Raw genomic sequence first — 25,539 nt, 5'->3', positions numbered from 1 at the left:
GCAATGCAGCGATGGTCCGGCAACAATGTCCACATGACAAACAACAACAGAGACAAATCCCACATCGTGAGCAAACCTGTGGAAACCCCGGGGGCCCAGAACATGCGCCGCGCCCTGCAGATCCTGCGGGTGCTGGGCGAGCACCACGAGCACGGCATGGCGGTGAGCGAGGTGGTGGCGGCCACGGGGCTGGAGCGCTCCACCGCGCACCGCCTGATGACCTGCCTGGTGGAGGAGCACTTCGCCGACCGCAACCCGCTCACGCGCCGCTACAGCCTGGGCCTGGAGGTCATGCGCCTGGGTTTTGCCTCGCTGAGCCGGGCGCCGCTGGTGGCCACCTACGGCGGCCTGATGCGCCGGCTGGCCCGCATATCGGAAGACACCGTGTTCCTGCTGGTGCGCCAGGGCGACTACACGGTCTGCCTGCAGCGCGAGGATGGTGCTTTTCCGGTCAAGATCTTCAGCACGCGGGTGGGCGACATCCGGCCCCTGGGCATCGGCGTGGGCGGCATGGCCCTGTTGGCCAGTGCGGGGGCACAGGACATTGCGCGCATCCGCAGCCAGCACACGCCGGCCTTCGACTCGGCGGGCCTCACGGCGGAGCGCTTTGGCAAGGTGGTGGCCAAGACCCAGAAGCTGGGCTATGCCGAGATGGTGGACACCGTGACACAGGGCGTGGCCGGCGTGGGCGCGACCATTCCCGACCCCGGCGGCGTGCCGTTTGCGGCCATTTCCATCGCGGCGATCAAGCCGCGCATGACCCCGGCGCGGCGCGCCGAGCTGGGCCAGATGCTGGTGAAGCTGCTGGGTGAGAGCGGGCCCAACGGCCCTGCATGAGCCCGCGGCGCCCCCACGGTCGGATTAGGACTCGGCGGTGAAGCCGATCGCCTTCACGATCGGGCCCCAGCGCTCGCCGTCGGCCTTGAGCAGCGCCGCCAGCTCGGCCGGCGTGGACGAACGCGCCTCCAGCCCCATGGCGGCCAGCCCGGCGACCACGTCCTTGTCGGCCAGCGCCGTGCGGATGGCGGCGTTGGCCTTTTGCACCAGCTCGGCCGGTGCCTTGCCCGGCAGGAAGAATCCGAACCATTCGTTGTAGGCCATGTCCTTGAAGCCCTGCTCCATGAGGGTGCTGACGCCCGGCACGAACTTGTTGCGCGTGGCGCCCGAGGTGGCCAGCACGCGGATCTTGCCGCCTTGCAGGTGGGGCAGGAATTCGCCCACCGGCGCGGACACCGCCGCGATCTGCCCGCCCAGCAGGTCCAGAATGGCCGGCTGCGAACCCCGGAAACCCACGTGGCGCATGTCCACCTTGCCCGCGCGGCTGATCAGCTCGCCCACGAAGTGGGGCACCGAGCCCGGTGCGGGCGAGCCGAAGTTGGCACCCGTGGGGTTGGCCTTGCACCATTCGAGGAACTCGGGCACGGTCTTGACCGATGCCGGCACCTGCGGGCCCACGGCAAAGCCCATGTCGAACACCACGCCCAGCGAGACCGGGGTCACGTCGGCCACGGGGTCGTAGGGCAGCTTCTTGTAGGTGTGGGGGTAGATGCCCAGCATGGACATGGGCGTGGCCAGCCAGGTCGCGCCATCGGCCGGCGCCGCCTTGAGCGCGGTGATGGCGATCTGCCCACCCGCGCCGGTCTTGTTCTCCACCACGGCCGACTTGGCATAGCCGCCGGTGATCTGGGTCGCCACGCGGCGCGCCAGGGTGTCCACCGTGCCGCCGGCGGCAAAGCCGGCCAGTATCTTCACGGTGTCGATGGCCTGGGCCTGGGCCATGAAGGGCAGCGTGCCTGCGGCGCCGGCCAGGGCCCATTGCAGAGCGTCGCGGCGCGACAGGGATGTGGATGCGGTCATGGTCGGTCTCCTCATTGTTTGTAATGGAATGGATCGAAACTGCGTTGGCCCGGATCTAAAAACCTGTTCAAAGGCTCCGGAGTTTATGCCGGCGCCTGCACAAGGTCATAGAGGGTCAGCCCTGCCCTGCGCACCGCAGCCCAGAACAGCTTGGCGTACAGGTCGTTGTCCGGGTCGGTCAGGCCCACGTCGCGCGACGAGACCGCGAGCGCCTGGGCTGCGATCGGCACATTGGAGCCGGCCATGGAGTCGGCCAGCACCTGCACCTCGCAGGCGCGCTGCAGCACGTAATTGAAGTAGAAGGCTTCGGGCACATTGCGGCCCGCGACCAGCAGGCCATGGTTGCGCAGGATCAGGCAGTTGCTGTTGCCCAGGCTCTGCACCAGGCGGTCCTGCTCGCCCGGGTGCACGGTGATGCCCTCGAAGTCGTGGTAGGCCACGTTGCCGCTGAGGAAGGCCGAGTAGAAGTTGTTGAACTTCAGCCCCTCTTCCTTGCACGACACGGCCACGCCCGCTGTGTTGTGGGTGTGCATGATGCAGTGCGCGTCGGCCCGTGCGCCGTGGATCGCGCTGTGGATCACGAAGCCGGCGCGGTTGACCGGGTAGCTGGCCTGCCCCACCGGATTGCCCTGCAGGTCGATCTTGACGAGGTTGTTCGCCGTCACCTCGCCATAGTGCAGACCGAACGGGTTGATGAGGTAGTGGGCCGCGTGCGAGGGCACGCTCAGCGTGATGTGGTTGAAGATCTCCTCGCTCCAGCCCCGGGCGTCAAAGACGCGGTAGCACGCCGCCAGTTGCACGCGCAGGCGCCACTCTTCGCTCTCCATGCCTGCCGGGCGGGTGGCCGCCAAATCCCGTTCATCGAACATCGCCATTTCCTTTGTACGTCAGACGCTCTCGAGCGTGATTGTCTTGCCGGTACCTGCCGCAATGCGCTTTTGCCACTCGGCCGGGCCGGTGATGTGGGCGCTGGTGCCGCCTGCGTCCACCGCCACCGTCACCGGCATGTCCACCACGTCGAATTCGTAGATGGCTTCCATGCCCAGGTCGGCAAAGCCCAGCACCTTGGCCTTCTTGATGGCCTTGCTCACCAGATAGGCGGCGCCACCCACGGCCATCAGGTAGGCGCTTTGGTGCTTCTTGATCGCCTCGATGGCCACCGGGCCGCGCTCGGACTTGCCGATCATGGCGATCAGCCCGGTCTGGGCGAGCATCATCTCGGTGAAGCCGTCCATGCGCGTGGCGGTGGTCGGGCCGGCCGGGCCCACGGCCTCGTCCTTGACCGGGTCCACCGGGCCCACGTAGTAGATCACGCGGTTGGTGAAGTCCACGGGCAGCTTCTCGCCCTTGGCCAGCATGTCCTGGATGCGCTTGTGCGCGGCATCGCGCCCGGTCAGCATCTTGCCGTTGAGCAAGAGGGTGTCGCCGGGCTTCCAGCTGGCCACTTCTTCCTTGGTCAGGGTGTCCAGGTTGACCTTCTTGCTCTTGTTGTAGTCGGGCGCCCAGTTCACGTTGGGCCACAGGTCCAGCGAGGGCGGGGTGATGTACACCGGGCCCGAGCCATCCATCACGAAGTGGGCGTGGCGCGTGGCCGCGCAGTTGGGGATCATGGCCACGGGCTTGCTGGCCGCGTGGGTGGGGTACATCTTGATCTTCACGTCCAGCACCGTGGTCAGGCCGCCCAGGCCTTGCGCGCCGATGCCCAGGGCGTTGACCTTCTCGTACAGCGTGAGGCGCATTTCCTCGACCTTGTCGAGCTTCTCGCCGCGCGAGGACTTGGCCTGCAGCTCGTACATGTTCAGGTCGTCCATCAGGCTTTCCTTGGCCATGACCATCGACTTCTCGGCGCTGCCGCCGATGCCGATCCCGAGCATGCCCGGAGGGCACCATCCCGCGCCCATGGTGGGCACGGTCTTGAGAACCCAGTCCACCACGCTGTCGCCAGGATTGAGCATGGCGAATTGGCTTTTGTTCTCGCTTCCTCCCCCCTTGGCGGCGATGAACACTTCCAGGGTGTTACCGGGAACGATCTCGGCAAAGATCACCGCGGGCGTATTGTCCCTGGTGTTCTTGCGCTCGAACTGGGGGTCGGCCACCACGGACGCCCGGAGCGGATTGGCGGGATCGGTGTAGGCGCGCCGCACACCGGCATTGATGGCATCGTCCAGGGTCCCCTCGAACCCCGCCCACCGGACATCCATCCCCACTTTCAGGAACACGTTCACGACGCCCGTGTCCTGGCATACGGGGCGCCGCCCGATGGCGCTCATCTTGCTGCTCGCCAGGATTTGCGCCATCGCATCCTTCGCGGCCCGGCTTTGCTCCTTCTCATACGCCCTCGCCAGGTGGGCGATGTAGTCCGGTGGATGGTAGTAGCTGATGTACTGCAGCGCAGCAGCGACGGACTCGACGAGATCGTCGTACCGGATCGTGGTGGGGGTGGGGGTTGCCACGGGCACCTCAGTCGACCTTGATGCCGCGCTCGCGGATCAGCTTGCCCCAGCGCTCGCGCTCGGTCGCCACGTAGCTGGCCATCTGCTGCGCAGTGCCGGGCGTGGGCTCCACGCCCATGGCGAGCAGCTTGGCCTGCACCGCTTCGGACTGCAGGGCCGCGACCAGGGCGGCGTTGAAGCGCTTCACGTCGTCGGCCGCGGTGGCCGTGGGCACCGTGAGGCCCTGCCACGAATAGGCATCGAACCCGGCCAGCCCCTGTTCGGCCAGGGTGGGCAACTGGGGCAGCACGCGCGTGCGCTGCTCGGTGGTGACGCCCAGCGCGCGCAGCTTGCCGCCCGCGATGTGCGGCAGGCCGCTGGCCGAATCGATGAGCATGAAATCGACCTGGCTGCCCAGCAGGTCCTGCACCGCAGGCGCAGCGCCCCGGTAGGGCACGTGGACGAGATTCAGGCCCGTGCGCTCGCGCAGCAGCTCGGTTGCCAGGTGGTGGGCCGTGCCGGCACCGGGCGAGGCATAGGTCACGCCCTGCGGGTGGGCCTTGGCCCAGGCCAGGAACTCCTTGAAGTTGCCGGCCTGCACCCGGGGCGCGACCACCAGGATCAGTGGAAAGCGCGCCATCATGCCCACCGGCGCGAGGTCTTTGGCCGCGTCGTAGCTGAGCTTTTCGAACAACGCGGGGTTGGCGGCCAGGGTCGCGAAGTCGCCGCTGAACAGCATGCGGCCGCGCTCGCGCGACCGGGCCACGTAGTCGGCCGCGATGTTGGTTGCCGCGCCCGGCTTGTTGACGATGACGATGGCCTGCCCCAGCGACTTGCCCATGGATTCGGCCAGCAGCCGGGCCACCAGGTCGGAGCCGCCGCCGGCGGCATAGCCCACCACCCATTCAATGGGCCGGGTGTCGGCGCCGTTGGCGCGCGCCAGGCGGGACAGTGGCAGCAGGCAGGCCGCTGCCAGCAGGGAACGTCGTGCGCACATCGCAAACGCAGGGGTAGGTTTCATCTGAGGTCTCCGTGGGTGGTTTTTCTCTTAGCGGGCGTCGGCCTGGCGGGAGGGCTGGGCGCGCTGGAATGCAGGCAGCTCCATGCACGCCTGTTCGATGTGGCGCACACGGGCATAGGGCTGCAGGTCGAGCTCGAAACGCCGCGCATTGAACAGCTGCGGGATCAGAAAGCAGTCGACGATGGAGGGCGACGCGCCCAGCGCATAGTCGCCGCTGGCGGGCACGCGGTTCAGCTCGGTCTCCATGCGCGCCAGGCCTTCGGCGCACCAGTGGCGGTACCAGGCGCCGACCTCGGTCTCGGGCAGGCCCAGGGTGCTGCGCAGGTACTGGAGCACGCGCAGGTTGTTGAGCGGGTGGATCTCGCAGGCCACGAGCTGGGCCAGCGCGCGCGCCCGGGCTTTTTCGGCCTCGCCCGCGGGCAGCAGCGGCACGGCCGGAAAGCGCGCATCGAGGTATTCGATGATGGGCATGGACTGCTGCAGGCGCAGCCCGTCGATTTCGAGCAGCGGCACCAGGCCGAAGCTGGCGATCTCGCGGTAGGCCTCGCCGCAGTGCGCCCCGGCCGCGAGCTGCCAGGGCACGGGCTCCCAGGCCAGGCCCTTGAGCTCCAGCGCAATGCGCACCCGAAACGCCGCCGAACTGCGAAAGTAGGTGTGCAGGCGCAGGCCCTGCCCTGCGCTCATGCCGCCACCCCTGTGCGCACGGTCTGCGCGATGGCGCCGAACAGGCTGTGCCCTTCGGGGTCGCGCATCTCGATGCGCACCCGGTCGCCGCTGCGCAGAAAGGGGGTGAGAGCGCTCGCGCCGCCCAGTTGCTCGCGCACCCGGCGCTCGGCCAGGCAGCTCACGCCCGCGGCCGGGTCGCGGTTGGACACGGTGCCGCTGCCCACGATGGTGCCGGCCACCAGCCGGCGCGTGCGCGCGGCATGGGCGATCAGCCGCCCGAAGTCGAAGTCCATGTCCACGCCGGCATCGGGCGCACCCAGGCGTTCGCCATTGAGCTCGGAGAGCAGCGGCAGGTGCAGCTTGCCGCCGCGCCAGTGCGGGCCCAGCTCGTCGGGCGTGGCGAGCACCGGCGACAGCGCCGTGGCAGGCTTGGACTGCAGGAAGCCGAAGCCCTTGGCGATTTCGGGCGGCACCAGATGGCGCAGCGTGACGTCGTTGGCCAGGCCCACCAGGCGCACGCGGCCCAGCGCGGCCTCGGCACTGCAACCAATGGGCACATCGCCCGTGATGGCGATGACCTCGGCCTCCAGGTCGATGCCGAAGGCCTCGTCGGCGGCTTCGATGGGGTCCGTGGCGCCCAGGAAGTCGTCCGACCCGCCCTGGTACATCAGCGGCTCGCGGCGCAGCTCTTCGGGCATGTCGGCACCGCGTGCGCGCCGCACCAGCTCCACGTGGTTGAGGTAGGCCGACGCGTCGAGCCACTGGTAGGCGCGCGGCAGCGGCGCGGCGCAGGCCTCGGGGCGAAAGGCCTCGAAGGGCCCCTGCCCGGCCTGCAGTGCGTCGGCAACACGCTGCAGCACGGGTGCCATGGCGTCCCAGTGGTCCAGGGCGGCCTGCAGGGTGGCGCATTCGGGCACGGCGCGCATGCGCTGCAGGTCGCGGCTGACGACCACGAGCTGTCCGTCGCGGTGGTGGTTTCGGAGGGTGGCGAGTTTCATGGAAAGGTGGCTGGGGAATCGTTGGCGTCAGGACTTTTCAGGACTGGATGGCGGCCCACATCTCGCGGTCGCGCACGTCGGTCCAGATGCGCGGATTGGCGATGCCCCGGGCTTCGTCGTAGGCACGCGAGACATCAAAGGGAATGCAGTGCTCGTAGATGAAGACCTGGCCGAACACCGGGTCCATCACGCGCCGCGTGTCGGCATAGACCTGCTGCAGCGTGTGGCCCGCGGCCACCCCGTCGCGCGCGCACTGCAGCAGGGTCTGCACCCAGCTGCGCGTGTAGGCGATGGCGCTCAGGCTGTCGGCCGGCGTGCGCAGCGCCGGGCCGCGGCCGGGCACAAGCTGCTCGGGCTTCAGGGCGGCCAGGTGGTCCAGAGTGTCCGGCCAGGCGGCCAGGTGCGCGTCGCCGGTGTAGACGCCGGCATTGAACTCCACCAGGTCGCCCGAGAACACGATGCCCTGCGAGGGGATCCAGGCGATGCTGTCGCCGCTGGTATGGCCGGCGCCCAGATGCAGCAACTGCACCTCGAGGCTGCCCAGGTGCAGGGTCAGCTCCTTCTCGAACACCAGGGTGGGCCAGGTCAGGCCGGGAATGCTCTCCTGGGCCTGGAACAGGCGTGGGAAGCGCCCGATCTCCGAGGCCATGTCTTCGGCTCCGCGCTCCACGATGAGGTCGCGCGTGGCCCGGCTGGCGATCACGTTGACCGCGCCTTCGGGCACGAAGCCCGCGGCGCCGAGCACCCGCACGGCGTGGTAGTGCGTGAGCACCACGTGGCGGATGGGCAGGTCGGTCACCTCGCGGATGCGGCGCACCAGCGCGGCGGCCATCACCGGGGTGGCGGTGGCGTCGATGACCATCACGCTGTCGTCGCCGATGATCACGCCGGAGTTGGGGTCGCCTTCGGCGGTATAGGCCCAGGCGTTGGCGGACAGCTGGGTGAAGCTGGTCTTCTTCTCGGCCAGGTCGGCCTGCGAAGCGAATGCGGTGGAGTGGCTCATCGTGCTTTCTTTCGATTCAAGTGGTAATTCAAGGCAGTGCGCGTTGCAGGCTGCGGCCGGCGGAGCGGGCCACGCTGGCGATGGCGGCCTGCAGCCGCGCGGCGTCGTCCACCTCGGCCGCGAGCGCCAGCACCAGGCGGGCGAGCAGATCGCTCTGCACGGCGGGGGTGGCGGTATCGGTGAGCGCGATCAGGGACTCCAGTACGTCGTCAAGCTGTTGTTGCGTGCAGGTCATGGGCAAGGGTGGTTGGTGGATCGGTGGGAACGGGGGCCAGGGCGGCGGCCAGCAGCGCGGGCACCAGCCCAGGCTGCAGGTGGGCCCGGCGCGTGGCGACATGCTGGTCGGGCCGCACCAGCCAGCACTCGCCGCTGTCCGACCCCACCCCGAGCTGGCGCAGCAGCGCCGCGCGGGCCGGCTTGTCGCAGGCCGGGGACAGCAGCACCACGGTGAGCAGCGGGTGCTGCACCGAGGCCAGCGCACGTGGCAGCCGGTCGGCAAACACCAGCAGGGTGAACCAGGGGCCCAGCAGGCGGTGCAGGCTGGTGGGGCCCAGGCGCACATCGGGCAGTGCATCGCCCTCCCCTGCGGCGTCGGCACCTTCGGCCAGCAGCGGCGAATCGGTATAGCGGCACGGGGCCGAGAGCCGGCCGGTGTTGATGCTGCGCGCGGCCCAGGGCAACTGGGGTGCCATGGCGATGATGGCTTCGCGCCAGAGCCGGGCCGAGGCATGGCCCTGCGGGTGCACGAAGCGCGAGGAGCGGCGCGCCTGGCGGATGTTCTCGAAGGCGCCCTGCTTGCGCTCGGTGGAATAAGTGCCGAGCAGCGCCTCGTCGGCGCCATGGTTCAGCACCAGGGCCAGCTTCCAGGCCAGGTTGTCGGCGTCCTGCACGCCGCCGTTGCCGCCGCGCGCGCCGAAAGGCGCGACCAGGTGGGCCGCATCGCCGGCAAACAGCACACGGCCGGCTCGCAGGTCGGCCAGGCATTCGTGCCGGTAGGCCCAGACGCCGGACCAGGCGATCTCGAACACCAGGTCGTCGCCGAACAGCGCATGCACGCGGCGGCGCATGGCCTCGGGCGTGGCGGCCGCCACGGCGTCCTCGTCCTCGCGCAGCTGGAAGTCGAGCCGCCAGGTGTCGTCGGCCATCTTGTGGCGCCAGACCGCGCGCCCGCCGTTGGCCGAGGCGTCCAGCCAGGTCCAGCGCTCCTGCGCCCAGTCGCAACCGGGCACCATGATGTCGATGATGATCCAGCGGTCTTCGGTGCGGTCATGCACCACGGGCGCCAGGCCCAGGGCGGCACGGCTGGGGCTGGCGGCCCCGTCGCAGGCCACGACCCAGCGGGCCTGCAGTGCGTAGCGCCCCTCGGGCGTGCCCACGGTAAGGCGCACGCCCTGGCCAGTGGGCTCAAGGCCCTCGACGGTGTTGAGCCAGCGCAGCTCGGCCAGTGGCTCGGCCTGCAGCGCCTCCACCAGGTACTGCTCCACATAGTATTGCTGCAGGTTGGCAAAACCGTTGTGGCGCAGGTCGGGCTGGTCCTGCAGCGCGTAGGAGGTGACGGGCTGGTCCTTGGCCAGCACGCGCGCCACGTTCCAGGCCACGCCCTTGGCGGTGATGCGGCCGGCCACGCCCAGGCGCTCGAAGATGTCCAGCGTGCGCTGGGCCCAGCACATGCCGCGCGAGGCCAGGCCGCGCACGCCCACGGTGTCGTCGTCGTCCAGCACCAGCACGGGCACGCCGCGGCGCACCAGGTCCAGCGCCAGGGCCAGGCCGGTCAGCCCGCCGCCGATGACCACGACGGGGCGTGGATCCGAAGGAGAAGGCCCGTCCAGTTCAGGCGGGCGGCGAAAGGGGTAGCGGGGCAGGACGTGCATGGCATCGGAAGGGCGTTGACTGGAGGGGAATTCTGGAAGTCAACGCGCCCGCCGTCTGTCCTCTCGCGAGGGGACATGCGGGTCGCCATGGTCTGTGGCATCATTTCGAGAAAGCGCGCCTGCGCACCCCACGCAAGGCAGAACGCACAGGAGACAAGACAATGGATTGCACACCCGCGCTGGCTACGCGCGACGCCTGGCTGGGGCAATGCGTGGCGGACATCGGCAGGCCGCGCTTCCATGCGCGCCTGCTCGAGGGCGTCCACACGGTGCTGGGCGCCGACCACTTCAGCCACCTGAGCTACGACCCCGAGGGGCGCATCCGCCATGCGGCGGCGGCCAGTGTGTGCAACCAGCCGCTGATCGATTCCACCACCGACATCTACGTCAAGCACCTGTACCGGCGCGACCCCAACTACCCGCTGGTGCGCGAGGGCAGCAGCACCGCGCCCCAGGCGCCCGCGCACGGCAGCGCCGACCTGCGCCTGCTGGGCATGTCGCCCACGGGCATCGGCGATTCGGAATACCGGCGCGTGCTGTTCGATGAGCCCGGCTTCACCGGCAAGGTGTCGCTGCTGGGCCTGCAGGGCGGCCACCGCTGCTACCTGAACTTCTATTTTTCACGCGTGCCGCTCGACATGGGCCGTGCCACCACCCTGCTCGGCCAGTACGGCAGCACGCTCATGGGCCTGGCCTGCCGGCACAACGAGCTGGCTTTCCCCGAAGACGGGGATGAGGACACGGCCTGGGGCACGCTGTCCCCGCGCGAGCGGGCCACGGCCGAGCTGCTGATGGACGGCTGCACGGCCAAGGAGATCGGCCGCCAGATGGCCTTGTCGCCCGCGACCGTGGTCACCTACAAGGAGCGCGTGTTCACCAAGCTCGGCGTGGCCAACCTGCGCGAGTTTCTGGCACTGGGGCGACCCCGGCCGAGCTAAGTGCCTTGGCCGGACCTGGCCCGGCCCATCTCGGCCGAGCCAGCCTACGCCAGCGCCGTCCCGTACGCCACCCCGTCGCGCCCCGGGTCGGCCCCACCGTGCAGCGTGCCGTCGGCGCCGATCTGCACGCCGTGCACCCAGCCGATGGTGTAGTTGTACGGGTTGCGCAGCACCTCGTAGCCCTGGGCCTGCAGCTCGCGTGCCACGTAGCGCGGGATGCGGTTGCACACGTCGATGGAGTTGCTGGTGGACGAAAAGCGCGGTGCCGACACGGCCTCCTGCATGCCCATGCGGTGGTCGATGAGGTTGAGCAGCACCTGCAGCACGCCCATGGCGATCTGCGTGCCGCCGGGCGCGCCGAGCACGATCTCGGGTTGGCCATCCTTGAACACGATGCTGGGGCACGACGAGGTGAAGCGGCTCTTGCCCGGCTGGATGCTGCCGGCGCGGCCCGGGCGCGGGTCGAACACGCCCATGGCACCGTTGTAGAAGAAGCCCATGCCGGGCGTGATCACGCCTGAGGGCATGGCCAGCGAATGGGTCAGGGAGACACAGCCGCCCTCCCCGTCGACCACGCTGATGTGGGTGGTGTCCTTGGGCACGGGCGCGCCCAGGTTCACGCGCTCCACGCTGTGGCGCTTGCCGGCGCGGATGTCGGCGGCCACGCGGGCTGCGTTCTCCCTGGACAGCAGTTGGTCCAGCGGCACCTCGACGAAGGCCGGGTCGCCGATGTGGCGGTCCTTGTCGGTGGTGGCCTTTTTCATCACCTCGCTCAGGATGCGCAGGTACTCGGGGCCGTTGTGCTCCATGCCGGCCAGGTCGAACTCTTCGAGGATGGTGAGCATCTGCAGCAGCATGGCGCCGCCGCCCGGCGGCTGGTTGGTGGTGACCACGCGGTCGCGGTAGCGGCCCACCAGGGGTGTCGCGCGGCGCACCTGGTAGTTCTTGAGGTCGTCCATCGACAACAGGCCACCCAGCGACTGCACATGCTCCACCATGCGGCGGGCCAGCTCGCCTTCGTAGAAGGGGTCAATGCCTTCTGCAGCCACCTGGTCGAGCACACGCGCGAAATTCTCGTTGACGATGGGCGTGCCGATGGGCTTGGCGCTGCCGTCGGGGCGGCAGTAGAGGGCGCGGCCCTCTTCGCTGAAGTGCAGGCGGTCCATGTTGCTGGCGCGGCCGGCCAGGGTCTGGTCGATCCAGAACGAGTACATGCCGGGGCGCACGAAATAGCCGTTGCGCGCCCAGGCGATGGCGGGCGCCACCACCTCTTTCCACGGCAGGCGGCCGTGGGCGGCGTGCATGGCGGCCAGGCCCTTGAGCGTGGCGGGGGTGGCTATGGACTGCGCTCCGATATCGTTGACCCGGCCCTTGAGGATGAAACCAAAGCCGTCCTTGGTTTCGCCTTCGAGCAGCGCGGCCCACATGTCCTCGCGCGCGGCCAGCGGCGCGGGCGCATGGAAGTCGAAATACTCGTGCGCCTCCGTGCCCGCTTTGCCCGGCAGGTACACCGCCGCCGTGCCGAAGCCCGCAATGCCGCACATCAGCGGGTCCACCACGGTCTGCGACAGGGCCACGGCCACGGCCGCGTCCACCGCATTGCCGCCCGCGCGCAGGACCTCGATGCCGGACTCCGCCGCCTCGGGCTGCGGGCAGGACACCATTGCTTGTTTTTTCATGGAGAGACTCAGAAAGGGAATGGGAGAAAGCCCAAAGCGCCGGCCACCAGAGGCAGCGGGCGCAGGGGATCAATGCAGGGGCGAACTCACTTGGGATTCAGGTTCAGCGCTTCGAGCGTGGGCCCCCAGGCCTTGGTGTCGCGGCGCGTCACCTCCATCAGCTGGCTGGACGGGCCGGGCATCGCGATGGCGTTCATGCCCTTGAGCTTGGCCTGCACCTCGGGGCTGGCATGGAAGGCGCGCGTGCCCTCGTGCAGCCTGGCGATGATGGCCGCAGGCGTGCCGGCCTTGGCGACGATGCCGCTCCAGCCCATGGTGTCGAAGTCCTTCACGCCCAGCTCGTTGGCGGCCGGCACATCGGGCAGCTCGGCCAGGCGCGAGGGGGCCAGCACCACCAGGGGCACGACCTTGCCGTTCTTGATGTGCGGCAGCGCCGAGCCGCCCACGGGCGCCATCACCTGCGTCTGTCCGCCGATGGTGGCCATGAGCCCGTCGGGCTCGCCCTTGAAGGGCACGTGCACCATGGTGATGTCGAGCTTCTTCTGCAGCAGCTCCACCGCCAGCTGGGTGGAGTTGCCCAGGCCCGAGGACGCGAAGTTGAGCTTGCCCGGGTTGGCCTTGGCGTACTTGACCAGGTCATCGAGCGACTTGAAGCCCGAGGCCGGGTTGGCCACCAGGATGAAGGGCACGGTGCTGAGCATGCCCACACCCACGAAGTCCTTCTCGGGCTCGTAGGGCAGCGGCTTGTAGACGAACTTGTTGAGCACCATCTGCGAGACGCCGCCGAACATCAGCGTGTAGCCGTCGGCCGGCTGGCTTAGCACCTGCTGCGCGGCGATGATGCCGCCCGCACCGGGCTTGTTCTCCACCGTGATGGTGGCATTGATGGCCTTGCCCGCATGCTCGGCCCACAGGCGCGCCACGGTGTCGGAGCTGCCGCCCGCCTGCTGCGAAACCACCAGGCGGATCGGGCGGTTGGGGTAGTTGTTGGCGTCCTGCGCGTGCACGGCAGTCACCGCGGCCAGCGACGACAGGGCAAGCGCCACGGCCTTGGCGGCGAGGCAGAAAGATTTCTTCATGTCGGCAGATCTCCAGGGTAAGCAGCGGGAATGTGGCAGCCGCATGAAAAACCGGCTGCATGCTAACGATTATTCGGCGCACCGGCCTTGCGGACCAGTGAATTCGCACGATGGATCCATTAGCATTCACTCATGACTGCTTACGACCAAGTGGCCTGGGCGCGCCGGCTCAAGGTCAAACATCTGGAATCCTTCATGGTGCTGGACGAGGCCGGCACCCTGACCGAGGCCGCCGCCCGCCTGCACATGACGCAGTCGGCCATGTCGCACTGGCTGGCCGACCTGGAAGAGCTGGTGGGCACGCCCCTGGTCACGCGCGGGCGGCGCGTGCAGCTCACGCCTGCCGGCATCATCATGAAGCGCCTGGCGATCAGCGTGCTGGGCGACATCACCCGCACCCAGGCCGAACTGGGCGCCCTGGCCCAGGGCCGCACCGCGCGCCTGCACATCGGCAGCGTGTGGGCGGGGGTGGCGCGCGGCATACCGCAGGCGCTGGTGGAGTTCCAGGCGATGTACCCGTACATCTCGGTCACCGTGTCGGAAAGCCCGCTCACCCAGCTGCTGGAGGGCATCGACAACAAGCAGCTGGACCTGGTGGTCTGCTCGCTCGACGCCCGCGCCTACAAGGACGGGCTGGAACACCGCGAGCTGTTCGACGACAACGTCTGCCTGGTGGTGGGCCGCGCCAGCCGCCACTGGGACGTAGAGGGCCCCATCCGCCTGATCGACCTGGTGGAAGACAACTGGATCATGCCGCCCCCGGGCACCCTTACCCGCTCACAGCTCGACGCCGCCCTGCTGGACGCCGGCGCCTCCTGGCTGCGCCCCAAGGTGGAAACCCCTGCCATCACCACCCTGCAGGCCCTGGTGCACCAGGGCGACTACATCGGCGTGTGCTCCGAGGCCATGGCCCAGTACCAGGTGGCCCTGGGCAATATGCGCATCCTGCCGCTGGACCGGACCATCCGCTTCGGGCCCGTGGGGGTGATCTGGGCGAAGGACAACACGGCGGAGGCGGTGAAGTTGTTTGTGGAGCATATTGCGGAGGTCGTCGGACGGGCGGGTGAAATCACCGCAGTGAAAGCAGCGGCTTAATAAGACGCAGAAAGAACCAGGAAAAAACATGAGAGCACTCCATGCCGTTTTGGCCATCTGCATGGCTTTCGCCGCACTGCCTGCATGGTCCAGCCCGGCCGAATTGGAGATCAAGGGACTGCGCATCGGCATGACCGAAGGCCAGTTCAAGAAGCTGTATCCCCAAGCTGCGTGCGCTCCGTCCGCACGAGAGGCGGGGTGGGACGCCACCATTCCCCGGCGGCGAACTTGTAGCATCCAGGGTTTTACCCTGGCCCACAGGGAGACCCGAAGCACTGCGTTCTATTTTTACGAGGGCAAGCTTGGCTCCTGGGACGCGAGGTTCTCTCCACTATCCGCACGCTATTTGCGCAGCGCACTTGAGGAAAAGTTTGGCGCGCCCGAAGGCGGATTCCGAGCCGCCCCCGCCAAATGGCAGTTCGAGGCCGTGCTGATGACCCTGTATTCCGCCAGCCCGATCATCGTGCTGGAAGTGACCTCGCCTGTGCACGATGCGTGGCAGGAGAAACTCAGGGCTTTCGAGCGCAAACCCAAGAAAGCAGACCTGTGAGCAGTGACAGGGGCCAGATTCCGGAGCTGCATTGCCTTGGCATGCCGCATTGGCGCAGGCCCATGCAGGTCTCTGGGCCTCAGGGTCTCAGCGGCCCACGTAGACCGGTATGTAGATGATGTTCGGCTGGCAAATGCCCGCCATGGGTAATGCCTCCACACGCGTGCGCTGCATGGTTCCCTGGAACTGCGGGTACTGCCTGCGAACGAACGCTGCAGCCGCTTCGAGGCGGTCTTCATAGCGGATGTTCAGCGCACGCCCGCCACCGGGCTCGTAGCGGATGTCCGCGAGGTACAGGATCTGCCCTTTGGGTACATGGAATACCGGTACGCGTGCGCCCCCGCAGGCAGTGTAGCTCCGGCCAAACAGGCCCTCGCCTTGCGCGGTCACACTGGTCAGGCCGAGCACCTGCCCCGCACGTGCCTTGGCGACCACGTAGCCGTCGGTGGCAGCGCCATGGATGACAGCCTGTGCAAAACCGCCTTGCTTGAACTGGCCGCCAACGATCTCGCCTGGGTACACCACCACGCGATAGCCTGGGTTCACGCCCATCACGATCAGTGATTCATCGGGATCGATGCTCTTAGCCGAGCCCGGTTCCAGCACGGCCGTGGTGCCGCACCCACCCAGCGCCAGGGCGAGCAGCGCCGGCGCAATGGTCTTCATGGTCATGATTCCCTCTCTTTTTGTGGGCGCCATCCTAACCGTAGAAGAGAGCTTTTCCACGCGGTTTCGTGCACCATCCGGTTGACCCAGGGCAAGCCCGGCATGCGGCTTGCGTGGTCCAATCCATGCCCCGCCCAGTGGCTCCCCCTAACCTTCGTGCCCTCGCCATGACCAGCTCCGAGCCTTCTGCAGCCGCCACGCCCCCCGCAGCCCCCTCCCCGGCCCTGGCAGCAACCGCCCCACCCGCCCCCCACACCCCCACCGAAGACGCCGTCGCCATCTTCAACGGCGTACTCCTGATCTCCGTGGGCGTGGCCTTCTTCACCAGTGCCGGGCTGCTCACGGGTGGCACGGCGGGTCTGGCGTTTCTGGCGCACTACGCCACGGGCATCGGCTTTGGCAAGCTGTTCTTCGTGCTCAACCTGCCGTTCTACTGGCTGGCGCTGCGCAAGCTGGGGCGGGCGTTCACGGTCAAGACCTTCATCGCGGTGCTGCTGCTGTCGGGGCTGACGGAGCTGCAGTCGCACTTCTTGCAGTTCGCGCAGCTGCAGCCGCTGTATGCGGCGATTGCGGGCGGCACCATCACGGGCGCGGGGTTCCTGGTGCTGTTCAGGCACCGCTGCAGCCTGGGCGGCGTGGGCATTGCCGCGCTGTACCTGCAGGACCGCTATGGCTGGCGCGCGGGCAAGATCCAGATGGGAGTGGACTGCTGCATTGTGCTGCTGGCGCTGTTCACGGTGGAGCCGCTGCGCGTGCTGTGGTCGATTGCGGGCGCGGTGGCGCTCAACCTGGTGCTGGCCATGAACCACCGGCCGGGGCGGTACATGGGCACGTGATCAGGGTGCGGGCGTGGGCTTGTTGGTCGGCTTCTCGATGCTGATGGCCTGCAGGCGCTGGTCGCCGTTGCGCAGCAGGCGCTCCACATCAGCATCCGCCAGCACCGCGCTGATGTAGCTGAAGTCCGAACCCCACTGCGGTGTCCCGATAATGGTGTAGCCGTCGAGCACGCTGTCCATCAGGCGTTGGTTGGATCGGCGGTACGGCGCCACACTGGCAGGGGTGCTGACCATGTAGGCGCGTTTGAGCGCGAGCGACACCCGCGTCTGCCCCACGGCCTGGGGGTTGCCGTAGGGCTGTGCGCTGATGTTGGCGGGGCGCATGGGCAGGTAGCCCACGGGCCGCATCGCGATGATGGCGCGCTGCTCCCAGGCCAGTTCTGCCAAGCCCTGTTCGTTGGCCCGCAGCAGCATGGTGCCATTGCGCTCCACCCCCGAAATGTCCAGCACGGTGATCGCGCCGCTCGCCGTGGTGGCGGGCGGGGGGTACATGGGCACGCCCAGTAAGGTCAGCAGTGCCTGGGCGGACTGCACGGCCGCGCGCCGTTGCTCCGGGGTCTGGATCAGCTGGCTGGCTTCGCCGGTGAAGCGGTCGATGTCGAACTCGGTACCGGGCACATCGACCGTGATTTCCACATCGACCTTGCCGTTGGCGCTCTGGCGCAGGCGGCGCTCGATCTCGTCCAGACCGTTCTCTCTGGACAAGAATGTGTCGTACCACCACTCGCGTCCGATGGCCACCCTGCGCGCGGTGCCGCTGGCCTGCAGTATCTCCAGGCCCGGCTCGGTCACCCACAGGATGACGCCGCCCAGGGGATTGACCTTGCGCCCACCCGGCAGCACCTCGCTGCCCAGTTCGGTCACCACCTGCTGGATGCGCGCCTGCAGCTCCACCTCCCGGCGATCTGCCGGCATGGTGAGGGCATCGAACCCCACAAGGACCCATACGTACACCGGTGCATTGCCCGTGCCGAAGCGCTTGAGCCGCTCGCGCATCTCGTCGTATTCGTAAGGGCTGGTCTTTTGGGCCTGGACGGTTGGCAGGGCAGTGAGCAAGATCAGGGCCAGCAAGGCCAGGGCGTTGCGAAGTCGCATGGGTCTCCAGGAGAAGCCAACAGATCGGGGCGTTTTACCCTGGAATGCCGCAGGCGGCCAGTCCCGAAATGGGGGAGTGTCATACGGAGGGGCTTCGACCGGCCCTACCCAATGACCGCATACCGCTGCGCCATCAACTGCTCGAAATTTTCCAGCGGCACGGGCCGGCTGAACAGATAGCCCTGCCACAGGCTGCAGCCGTGCTGCGCCAGGAACTCGCGCTGCGCCGTGGTCTCCACCCCCTCGGCGATGACGTCAATGCCCAGGCTCTGCGCCATGCCGATGATGGTCTGCACGATGAGCGCATCGGTCTCCTGGATGCCAATGTTGCGCACGAAGCTCTGGTCGATCTTGAGCTGGTCCAGCGGCAGCCGCGTGAGGTAGGACAGCGAGGACTGCCCGGTGCCGAAGTCGTCCATCGAGAAGCCCACGCCCAGCGCCCGCAGCGCGTTCATCTTGGAGATGGTCTGCTGCACGTTGTCCAGCGCCATGCTCTCGGTGAGCTCCAGCTTGAGCCGGTCGGCGCGGGCACCGGTTTCGTTCAGCACGGCGAACACCTGGTCCACGAAGTCGCCCTGGCGGAACTGGCGCGCGCTCACGTTCACGGCCAGTTGCAGGTGGGCGCGCGCGGGGTCATCTTCCCAATGGCGCAACTGCAGGCAGGCGGTGCGCAGCACCCACAGGCCGATGGCAAGGATCTGCCCGGTCTCTTCGGCCAGGGGAATGAATTCGCCCGGCATGACCAGGCCGCGCTCGGGGTGCTGCCAGCGGATCAGCACCTCGGCCCCGATGGCCTGCCCGCCCTGCCCCACCTGCACCTGGTAGTACAGGCGGAACTGGTCTTCGGCCAGGGCCTTGCGCAGGTCGTTCTCCATCGCGGCGCGGGCCGTCACGGCGGCCTGCATGCGCGGGTCGAAAAAGCGCACGGCATTGCGCCCGGCGGTCTTGGCAGCGTACATGGCCAGGTCGGCGCGCTTCATGAGCTCGTCCACCGACTGCGCCTGCCCGGTGAACAGCACGGCACCGATGCTGGGCGTGCTGTGCACGTTGTGCAGGGCCAGCTGGTAGGGCTGGTTGAGCGCGGCCAGCACCTTGTTGCCCACGTGCTGGGTGTGCTCGGCCGCCTCGGTGGGCTCGCTGCTCATGCCCTTGAGCAGCAGCAGGAACTCGTCGCCGCCCAGGCGGGCCACGGTGTCGCCCTCGCGCACGCAGGCCTTCAGTCGCTGGGCCACCTGCTGCAGCAGCACGTCGCCCATGTCGTGGCCCAGGGTGTCGTTGAGGGTCTTGAAGTGGTCCAGGTCCAGGCACAGCAGCGCGCCGTACTGGCCCGAGCGCGCGCTGCTGGCAAAGGCCTGCTGCAGCCGGTCCATCATCAGGCGGCGGTTGGGCAGGTGGGTGAGCGGGTCGTAGAAGGCCAGGTGCTCGATCTCCCGGGCGGCAGCGGCCTTCTGGGTGATGTCGCTCAGCGAGGCCACATAGTGCGTGAGCCGGCCCTCGGCATCCTTGACCGCCGTGATGCTCATCTGGTGCAGGTTCACCTGCCCGTCCTTGCAGCGGTTCCAGATCTCGCCGCTCCACTCGCCCACGCCATCGAGCGTCCTGCGCATGCCGGTGAAGAAGGCCTCGTCGTGCTGGCCCGACGCGAGAAACCCGGCGCGCCGGCCCACGGCGTCGGCGCTGTCGTAGCCGGTGATCTTGGTGAAGGCGCGGTTGGTGCGCAGGATCACGGTGTCGGCGTCGGTGACCAGCATGCCCTCCTGCGACTCGAAGGCGATGGCGGCGATGCGCAGCTCGCGCTCGGCGTTCTTGCGCGCGGTGATGTTGTTGCCGATGCCGCGGTAACCCAGGAAGACGCCGTCCGCATCGAACATGGGCGAACCGCTGACGGAGACCCATTCCACCGCGCCGGCCGTGGACTGGCGCGGGTACTCGAAGTCGCGGAACTCGCGGTGCTCGCGCAGGGTCTGCTCGTGCTGCGCCCAGTCCACCGCCTGCCCCTCCAGCGCCGCCACGGCGCCGCCATCGTCGGTGGCCACCTCGTAGCGGGTCTTGCCCACATGCCATTGAGGGCCCGGCAGGGTGCGCTTGGCGGCCTCGCCTTCGAGCGTCACGAACCGCAGCTCGGCGTTCTGCTCCCAGTACCAGTCGGACGACAGCATGGTGAGGGTGCGAAAGCGCGCCTCGTTGTCCTCGAGCTGGCGGCGCACGCGGTAGGACTCGGTGACATCGCTGAACACCAGCACCACGCCGGTGATGGCGCCCGCGGCATTGCGGATGGGCGCAGCGCTGTCGGCGATCTGGTACTCGGTGCCGCTGCGGGCGATCAAGGTGGTGTGGTTGGACAGCTCCACCACCCGGCCGCTGGCCATGACCAATTGCACCGGGTCTTTCGAGGGCTCGCGGGTGCGCGCGTTGACGATGCGAAAGATCTCCGTGAGCGGGCGCTCCTGCGCCTCGCGCAGCGACCAGCCGGTCATCTGCTCGGCCACGTCGTTCATGCGCACCACATGGCCCGCGGCGTCGGTGACCACCACCGCATCGCCGATGGAGTGCAGGGTGATGGCCAGGTTCTCCTCGCTCTGGCGCAGCTCGCCCTCGGCCTGCTGGCGCGCCTGGGCCATGTGGTTGAAGCGCTGCGCCAGCTGGGCCAGCTCGCGCGCGCCGGTCTCGGGCACCGGCACCACCTGCTGGCCCTGGGCGAGCTGGTCGGTGGCGCGCAGCAGCCGGGCCAGGGGCTTGCCCACGCCGCGGCGCACGCCTTCGTGCGCCAGCACGAACGAAGCCAGCAGCCCCAGCAGCAGAAAGCCGATGTCGCGCCACATCTGCTGCGTGATGCGCGCGTGCAGCGCATCGAGCGGCACCGACAGGCGCATGCTGGCCACAGGCCGGCCCTGCGATTCGAGCAGGGGGCGCACCACTTCCATGTTGCGGCCACCGCCTTCGGTCTCCAGCACGTGGGCACCCGCCTGCAGGGCCTGGGCACCCGAGCCCGGCAGGGGCAGCTCGCTCTGCGTGCCCAGCTCCCGCGGGTCGGGCGGAAAGCGCGCGATCACCCGGCCATCGGGGCCGAGCACGCGCGCCACGGCGCCCTCGGGCAGGCCCAGGTCGTGCAGGCGCCGGCTCCACCAGTCCAGCGACACCACGGCCACGGCCGCACCCAGCACCGCACGGGTCTCGGGGTCGACCAGCGGCTGGGCGAAGCTCACGCTGGCCAGGCCGATCGCGGGGTCGACCTGGAAGCTGCCCACCGAGAACTCGCGCGCCACGATGGCGCGCAGGAAGTGGGGCTGGTCGGTCATGTTCACCGGCGTGGCGGGCGGCACGGCGCTGCAGCGCAGGTCCCCGTCGGCCCGGGGCAGGCCGATGTTGATGTAGCTGCCGTTGAGCGCCAGCACCTCGGCCAGGTACTGCGAGCAGTCGGGGGCATCGAGCTGCTGCGCCCGGCGCGTCATGGCCAGTTGCTGCAGGAAGGTGCGGGTGGTGTCGATCAGGCGCTGCTGGCTGTAGGCCATGCTGCGGGTGAGCAGCAGCGCGTTCTCGCGCGCGGCGGCCACCGACTCCTCGCGGTTGGCCTGCGCCTGCAAGGCCACCAGCACCAGCGCAGGCAGCGTGGCCACCAGGATCAGCAGCCGGATCCTGGCGGACAGGGAGCCCGTGGCCAACTGCCGGAGCGTGCGCATGGGGCCTTTCGCAAAAGGGGATGGGTGGGTGGGTGGGGCCCGCCGCCATCTGCCGGGACCGGCAGGCGGCAGCCATGCAAACATCTGGATACATCGTACCCGCGGATGCCCCCGCGCGACAGGTTTCCAGGTAAACCCTGTGGGACATCGGCGCTTGCGGAACTCTGGCCCCAAAGCCCGTATCATTGGAGGATGCGTCGCGGCCCCCTGTTTTATCTGCTGATGGTGGTGCTGGTCCTTCGGGGCTTGGTAGGTACCGCCATGGCCGCAGGCATGGGGCCCATGCAGCACCCTGCGCCCGCCCCCGTGGCGCAGACCGCGCTGGCGGACCACCATGGGCAGCATGACGAGCATGCCGCGGCAGCCGATGCCGGTGCCCATGCCGACCACGCAGCCACTGACGCCCCGCTGCAAGCCTGCGACGGCAGCGCGCCCGGCAATGCCGGCTGCGCCACGCACAGCCAGCATGCCAACTGCACGGCCTGCGAGATCTGCCACACCGCGCTGATGGAGCCACCCGCCCTGCCGGCCGGCCTGCCGCGCCTGGCTGCCGGCACCGCCCCTGCAGCCGCCACCCCGTTCGACAGCGCCACCGCCGCGCTGGCCATCAAGCCCCCCATCGCCTGAGGCGGCTTTCCCCGGGCCTGTTCAGGCCTGGGCGAGAGCGCCTGGCACACCCCCACTGCCCCAACGGTACCGCTTGCGTGCCGCTGCCGTGGCGCAGGGGCTCGCCTTGCGCACCTGCACCATGGCCTGAACCGCGCCCCTTCCGGGCCCACCCACGCCTGCCTGCGCACAGAGCATGCGCACCTCAGGCGAAGGCGCCGCTCCCTTCCCGTCTTTTCATCAGGAGACCGCAGCATGCGCGACCTCTTTGTTCTTCTTGCTCCCGGCCGGTCCTGGCTGCGCCCCCTGGCGTGGCTGGCCTGCCTTCTTCTTCCCGCCCTGGCCGGGGCGCAGCAGCCCGCTGCCGCCGAACCGGCCCCTGCAGCCCCGGCTGCCGCCTTCCAGGCCGCTACGGCCCCCCTGGCCCATGCCCCCATGCCGGTGCACCCCCTGCGCAGCGATGAGGCCCCCACCGACTGGCGCGCCGCCCACCAGGCCGTGGGCGCCTTCCCGCGCGGCCATGCCGACATCGTGCGCTGGGAGGCGCGCCAGGGCACGGCCCCGGCTGCTGCCACGCCAGCCGCACCGCACCAGGGGCACAAGCCATGAAGCGGACCGCACAACGACACCCGCTGCCACGCTGGTCCGCACTGGCCCTGGCCACCCTGCTGGCCGGCTGCGCCAGTGTCTCGCCCGACGGCCTGCGCGGCGACGTGCAGGCGCTGGCGCAGCCACGCACCGGTGTGGCCGATGCGGCCCTGCCCGCCGCCGACCCGGCCGCACGCGCTCAGGCACGCCAGGCCATCACCGGCTGGCTGGCCCAGCCGCTCACGCAGGACGCTGCCGTGCGCACCGCCCTGCTCAACCACCCTGGCCTGCAGGCCCGGCTGGCCGCGCTGGGCGTGGCCGATGCCGATCGCGTGCAGGCCCTCACGCTGCCCAACCCGCAGTTCTCCATCGCCCGGCTCACCAACCCCCATGAGCGCGAGATCGAGCGCACGCTGGCCTTCAGCCTGCTGGACCTGGTGACCCTGCCCTGGCGCAGCGCGCGCCAGGCCGAGCGCCTGCAGGTCGCCACCCTGCAGGCCGCGCAGGAGGTGGTGGCCCAGGCCGCCGACACGCGCCGCGCCTGGCTGCGCGCCGTGGCCGCCGAGCAGGTGGCCGCGACGCACGAGCGCATGGTCGAGGCCGCCGAGGCCGGGGCCGAGCTGGCCCGCCGCATGGCCCGCGTGGGCAATTTCAGCCGCCTGCAGCATGCACGCGAGCAGGCCGTGCTGCAGGCGGCGACGGCCCAGCGCGCCCGCGCGCGCCTGGCCGCCGCCACGGCGCGCGAGCAACTGGCGCGCAGCATGGGGCTGTGGGGGCCAGAGGCGCAGCAGTTCACCCTGCCCACGCAGCTGCCGGCCTTGCCTGCCACGCCCCTGCCGGGCGATGGCATCGAGGCCACGGCGTTGCGCGAGCGCCTGGACGTGCAGACCGCGCGCCGGGAGCTCGACACCGAGGCACGCCAGCAAGGCTGGGCGCGCGCGGGTGCCGTGTTCGGCGACATCGGCATCACCTACCAGCGCAACACCGCCACCGAGCGCGACAGCGGCCACCGCGAGACCACACGCGGCTGGGAGCTGGACGTGCCACTGCCCCTGTTCGACTGGGGCGGCGCCGCGCGCACGCGCGCCCAGGCGCGCCTGGAGCAAAGCGCCGCCACGCTGCAGGACACCGCCGTGCGCGCGCGCAGCGAAGTGCGCAGCGCCTGGCTCACCTACCGCACCGCGCTCGACCTGGCACGCCAGCAGCGCGACGAGGTGGTGCCGCTGCGCCAGTTCATCAGCGACGAGACCACGCTGCGCTACAACGGCATGCTCGCCAGCGTCTGGGAGCTGCTGGCCGAGGCACGCGCCAGCACCCAATCGGTCGCTGGCGCCATCGAGGCGCAGCGCGACTTCTGGCTGGCCGAGACCGACCTGCAACTGGCCCTCACCGGCACCTCGCCCGGGGCCCTGCAAGGCCTGGCATCGGGCGCCGCCGCCCCCTCCACCCCACAAGGCCACTGACCCACCATGCAAAGACGCCATTTCTTCACGGCAGGCGCCGCCACGGCCGTGGCTGCCACCGCTGTCAGCCGCGTGGCCCTGGCCGCACTGCCCGAGCCCGTGCAGCAGGCCAGCGCCGACACCGCGCCGCCGCTGCACCCGCAGAGCGGCCGGCCCTACAACCCCGTCGTCACCTTGAACGGATGGACTGCGCCCTGGCGCATGAACGCCGGGGTCAAGGAGTTCCACCTGGTGGCCGAGCCCGTGGTGCGCGAGGTCGCGCCGGGCTTCGTGGTCAACATGTGGGGCTACAACGGGCAAAGCCCGGGCCCCACCATCGAGGTGGTGGAGGGCGACCGCGTGCGCATCTTCGTCACCAACCGCCTGCCCGAGGCCACCACCATCCACTGGCACGGCCAGCGCCTGCCCAACGGCATGGACGGCGTGGGCGGGCTCAACCAGCCGGGCATTGCGCCCGGCAAGACCTTTGTCTACGAGTTCGTGGCGCGCCGGCCCGGCACCTTCATGTACCACCCGCATGCCGACGAGATGGTGCAGATGGCCATGGGCATGATGGGCCTCTGGATCACCCACCCCAAGGCCGCGCACCCGCACATCGCCACGGTGCAGCGCGACTACGCCTTTCTGCTCAACGCCTTCGACGTGGAGCCCGGTGCGCGCACGCCCAAGGTCAACACCATGCTGGACCACAACATCTGGTGCTGGAACAGCCGCGCCTTCCCGGCCATCAGCCCGCTGGTGGCGCGCCAGGGCGAGCGCGTGCGCATCCGCGTGGGCAACCTCACCATGACCAACCACCCCATCCACATCCACGGCCATGAGTTCGAGGTGACCGGCACCGACGGCGGCCCCGTGCCCAAGAGCGCGCGCTGGCCCGAGGTGACCACCGACGTGGCCGTGGGCCAGATGCGCCAGGTGGAGTTCATCGCCGACGAGCCCGGGGACTGGGCCTTCCACTGCCACAAGAGCCACCACACCATGGGCGCCATGGGGCACGACGTGCCCACCATGATCGGCGTGGACCACAAGGGCCTGGTGGGCAAGATCCAGAAGATCGTGCCCGACTACATGGTGATGGGCGAGCGCGGCATGGCCGACATGGGCGCCATGGAGATGCCCCTGCCCGACAACACCTTCCCCATGATGGCCGGCACCGGGCCCTATGGCCCGCTGGAGATGGGCGGCATGTTCACCACCTTCAAGGTGCGCGCCAACCAGGCGGCGGGCGACTACCGCGACCCGGGGCACTACGCCCAGCCGCCCGGTACCCAGGCCTATGAGTGGCAGGGCACGCCCGCGGCCACGCCGGCCCCGCCGCGCACCACCACGCCGGGCACCGCGCCCGGTGCCGCCAGTGCACGCAAGCCTGCCGCCCACAGCGGCGGCCACCAGCATTGACCCATTCATTGACTGATT

23 protein-coding genes are annotated in these 25,539 nt (G+C 69.2%); 9 read left to right on the top strand and 14 right to left on the bottom strand.

The genetic code is table 11. The features are described 5' to 3' along the window. The first annotated feature begins 66 nt into the window (after positions 1-66). Positions 67-837, top strand: a complete 771-nt coding sequence (locus tag AC3WOH_RS20565) for an IclR family transcriptional regulator (protein ID WP_492231186.1) — start codon at positions 67-69, stop codon at positions 835-837. 24 nt (positions 838-861) lie between these two features. Here the strand turns inward: AC3WOH_RS20565 and AC3WOH_RS20560 are convergent, their stop codons facing one another. From AC3WOH_RS20560 to AC3WOH_RS20520, 9 genes are all read right to left on the bottom strand, one after another. Continuing rightward, on the bottom strand, positions 862-1,857 hold the full coding sequence (locus AC3WOH_RS20560) for a Bug family tripartite tricarboxylate transporter substrate binding protein (RefSeq protein WP_492231185.1): 996 nt from the start codon (positions 1,855-1,857) through the stop codon (positions 862-864). Between the two features lie 83 nt (positions 1,858-1,940). Then, positions 1,941-2,726 carry a class II aldolase/adducin family protein gene (locus AC3WOH_RS20555; RefSeq protein WP_492231184.1) on the bottom strand — a complete coding sequence of 262 codons (786 nt, stop codon included), beginning with the start codon at positions 2,724-2,726 and terminating at the stop codon, positions 1,941-1,943. Positions 2,727-2,744: 18 nt separating this feature from the next. Beyond that, positions 2,745-4,310 carry a fumarate hydratase gene (locus tag AC3WOH_RS20550; RefSeq protein ID WP_492231183.1) on the bottom strand — a complete coding sequence of 522 codons (1,566 nt, stop codon included), beginning with the start codon at positions 4,308-4,310 and terminating at the stop codon, positions 2,745-2,747. A gap of 7 nt (positions 4,311-4,317) precedes the next feature. Further along, the gene (locus AC3WOH_RS20545) at positions 4,318-5,310 is read right to left on the bottom strand and encodes a tripartite tricarboxylate transporter substrate binding protein (RefSeq protein WP_492231182.1); all 993 of its coding nucleotides are present in this window, start codon (positions 5,308-5,310) and stop codon (positions 4,318-4,320) included. Between the two features lie 27 nt (positions 5,311-5,337). After that, positions 5,338-5,994, bottom strand: a complete 657-nt coding sequence (gene maiA / locus AC3WOH_RS20540; RefSeq protein WP_492231181.1) for a maleylacetoacetate isomerase — start codon at positions 5,992-5,994, stop codon at positions 5,338-5,340. Further along, on the bottom strand, positions 5,991-6,974 hold the full coding sequence (locus AC3WOH_RS20535; protein WP_492231180.1) for a fumarylacetoacetate hydrolase family protein: 984 nt from the start codon (positions 6,972-6,974) through the stop codon (positions 5,991-5,993). Before AC3WOH_RS20535 ends, maiA begins: the two co-directional genes overlap by 4 nt. 37 nt (positions 6,975-7,011) lie before the next feature. Continuing rightward, complete coding sequence (locus AC3WOH_RS20530) at positions 7,012-7,977, bottom strand: MBL fold metallo-hydrolase (RefSeq protein WP_492231179.1); 966 nt, start codon at positions 7,975-7,977, stop codon at positions 7,012-7,014. Positions 7,978-8,005: 28 nt separating this feature from the next. Further along, positions 8,006-8,212, bottom strand: coding sequence for a DUF2783 domain-containing protein (locus tag AC3WOH_RS20525; RefSeq protein ID WP_492231178.1), 207 nt, complete (start codon positions 8,210-8,212; stop codon positions 8,006-8,008). Beyond that, a complete protein-coding gene (locus AC3WOH_RS20520; RefSeq protein WP_492231177.1) occupies positions 8,187-9,848 on the bottom strand; it encodes an FAD-dependent oxidoreductase in 1,662 nt (553 codons plus the stop codon). Before AC3WOH_RS20520 ends, AC3WOH_RS20525 begins: the two co-directional genes overlap by 26 nt. A gap of 161 nt (positions 9,849-10,009) precedes the next feature. On the opposite strand from AC3WOH_RS20520, the gene AC3WOH_RS20515 reads away from it, so the two are divergent. Beyond that, complete coding sequence (locus AC3WOH_RS20515) at positions 10,010-10,786, top strand: helix-turn-helix domain-containing protein (RefSeq protein ID WP_492231176.1); 777 nt, start codon at positions 10,010-10,012, stop codon at positions 10,784-10,786. A 44-nt stretch (positions 10,787-10,830) separates the two neighbouring features. On the opposite strand, the gene ggt is transcribed toward AC3WOH_RS20515, so the two are convergent. After that, positions 10,831-12,465 carry a gamma-glutamyltransferase gene (gene ggt / locus AC3WOH_RS20510; protein WP_492231175.1) on the bottom strand — a complete coding sequence of 545 codons (1,635 nt, stop codon included), beginning with the start codon at positions 12,463-12,465 and terminating at the stop codon, positions 10,831-10,833. A gap of 86 nt (positions 12,466-12,551) precedes the next feature. After that, positions 12,552-13,544, bottom strand: a complete 993-nt coding sequence (locus AC3WOH_RS20505) for a Bug family tripartite tricarboxylate transporter substrate binding protein (protein WP_492231174.1) — start codon at positions 13,542-13,544, stop codon at positions 12,552-12,554. Between the two features lie 132 nt (positions 13,545-13,676). Between AC3WOH_RS20505 and AC3WOH_RS20500 the strand changes: the two genes are divergently transcribed. After that, positions 13,677-14,639 (top strand): LysR family transcriptional regulator, encoded by a 963-nt coding sequence (locus AC3WOH_RS20500; RefSeq protein ID WP_492231173.1) that lies wholly within the window; start codon positions 13,677-13,679, stop codon positions 14,637-14,639. A gap of 28 nt (positions 14,640-14,667) precedes the next feature. Further along, on the top strand, positions 14,668-15,189 hold the full coding sequence (locus AC3WOH_RS20495) for a hypothetical protein (protein ID WP_492231172.1): 522 nt from the start codon (positions 14,668-14,670) through the stop codon (positions 15,187-15,189). Positions 15,190-15,276: 87 nt separating this feature from the next. Here the strand turns inward: AC3WOH_RS20495 and AC3WOH_RS20490 are convergent, their stop codons facing one another. After that, the gene (locus AC3WOH_RS20490; RefSeq protein WP_492231171.1) at positions 15,277-15,861 is read right to left on the bottom strand and encodes a hypothetical protein; all 585 of its coding nucleotides are present in this window, start codon (positions 15,859-15,861) and stop codon (positions 15,277-15,279) included. A gap of 161 nt (positions 15,862-16,022) precedes the next feature. Between AC3WOH_RS20490 and AC3WOH_RS20485 the strand changes: the two genes are divergently transcribed. Next, a complete protein-coding gene (locus AC3WOH_RS20485) occupies positions 16,023-16,691 on the top strand; it encodes a YitT family protein (protein WP_492231170.1) in 669 nt (222 codons plus the stop codon). Here AC3WOH_RS20485 and AC3WOH_RS20480 read toward each other — a convergent pair whose 3' ends face one another. After that, complete coding sequence (locus AC3WOH_RS20480) at positions 16,692-17,786, bottom strand: hypothetical protein (protein WP_492231169.1); 1,095 nt, start codon at positions 17,784-17,786, stop codon at positions 16,692-16,694. A gap of 104 nt (positions 17,787-17,890) precedes the next feature. Next, positions 17,891-21,466, bottom strand: coding sequence for a bifunctional diguanylate cyclase/phosphodiesterase (locus AC3WOH_RS20475; RefSeq protein WP_492231168.1), 3,576 nt, complete (start codon positions 21,464-21,466; stop codon positions 17,891-17,893). Between the two features lie 261 nt (positions 21,467-21,727). Here AC3WOH_RS20475 and AC3WOH_RS20470 point away from each other — a divergent pair, with 261 nt between their 5' ends. From AC3WOH_RS20470 to AC3WOH_RS20455, 4 genes are all read left to right on the top strand, one after another. Further along, entirely contained in the window at positions 21,728-22,093 is a 366-nt protein-coding gene (locus tag AC3WOH_RS20470; RefSeq protein WP_492231167.1) for a hypothetical protein, read from the top strand. A 234-nt stretch (positions 22,094-22,327) separates the two neighbouring features. Beyond that, positions 22,328-22,681: a hypothetical protein gene (locus AC3WOH_RS20465; RefSeq protein WP_492231166.1), complete on the top strand. Its 354-nt coding sequence runs from the start codon at positions 22,328-22,330 to the stop codon at positions 22,679-22,681. Further along, on the top strand, positions 22,678-24,123 hold the full coding sequence (locus AC3WOH_RS20460; RefSeq protein ID WP_492231165.1) for a TolC family protein: 1,446 nt from the start codon (positions 22,678-22,680) through the stop codon (positions 24,121-24,123). Before AC3WOH_RS20465 ends, AC3WOH_RS20460 begins: the two co-directional genes overlap by 4 nt. A 6-nt stretch (positions 24,124-24,129) precedes the next feature. Beyond that, on the top strand, positions 24,130-25,521 hold the full coding sequence (locus AC3WOH_RS20455; protein WP_492231164.1) for a multicopper oxidase family protein: 1,392 nt from the start codon (positions 24,130-24,132) through the stop codon (positions 25,519-25,521). Positions 25,522-25,539: the final 18 nt, after the last annotated feature.

The sequence above is a fragment of the Acidovorax sp. FW305-C-20-28 genome, from assembly GCF_058783375.1.
The sequence above is the reverse complement of the archived record's forward strand: the minus strand, read 5'-3'. Positions and strand labels throughout refer to the sequence as shown.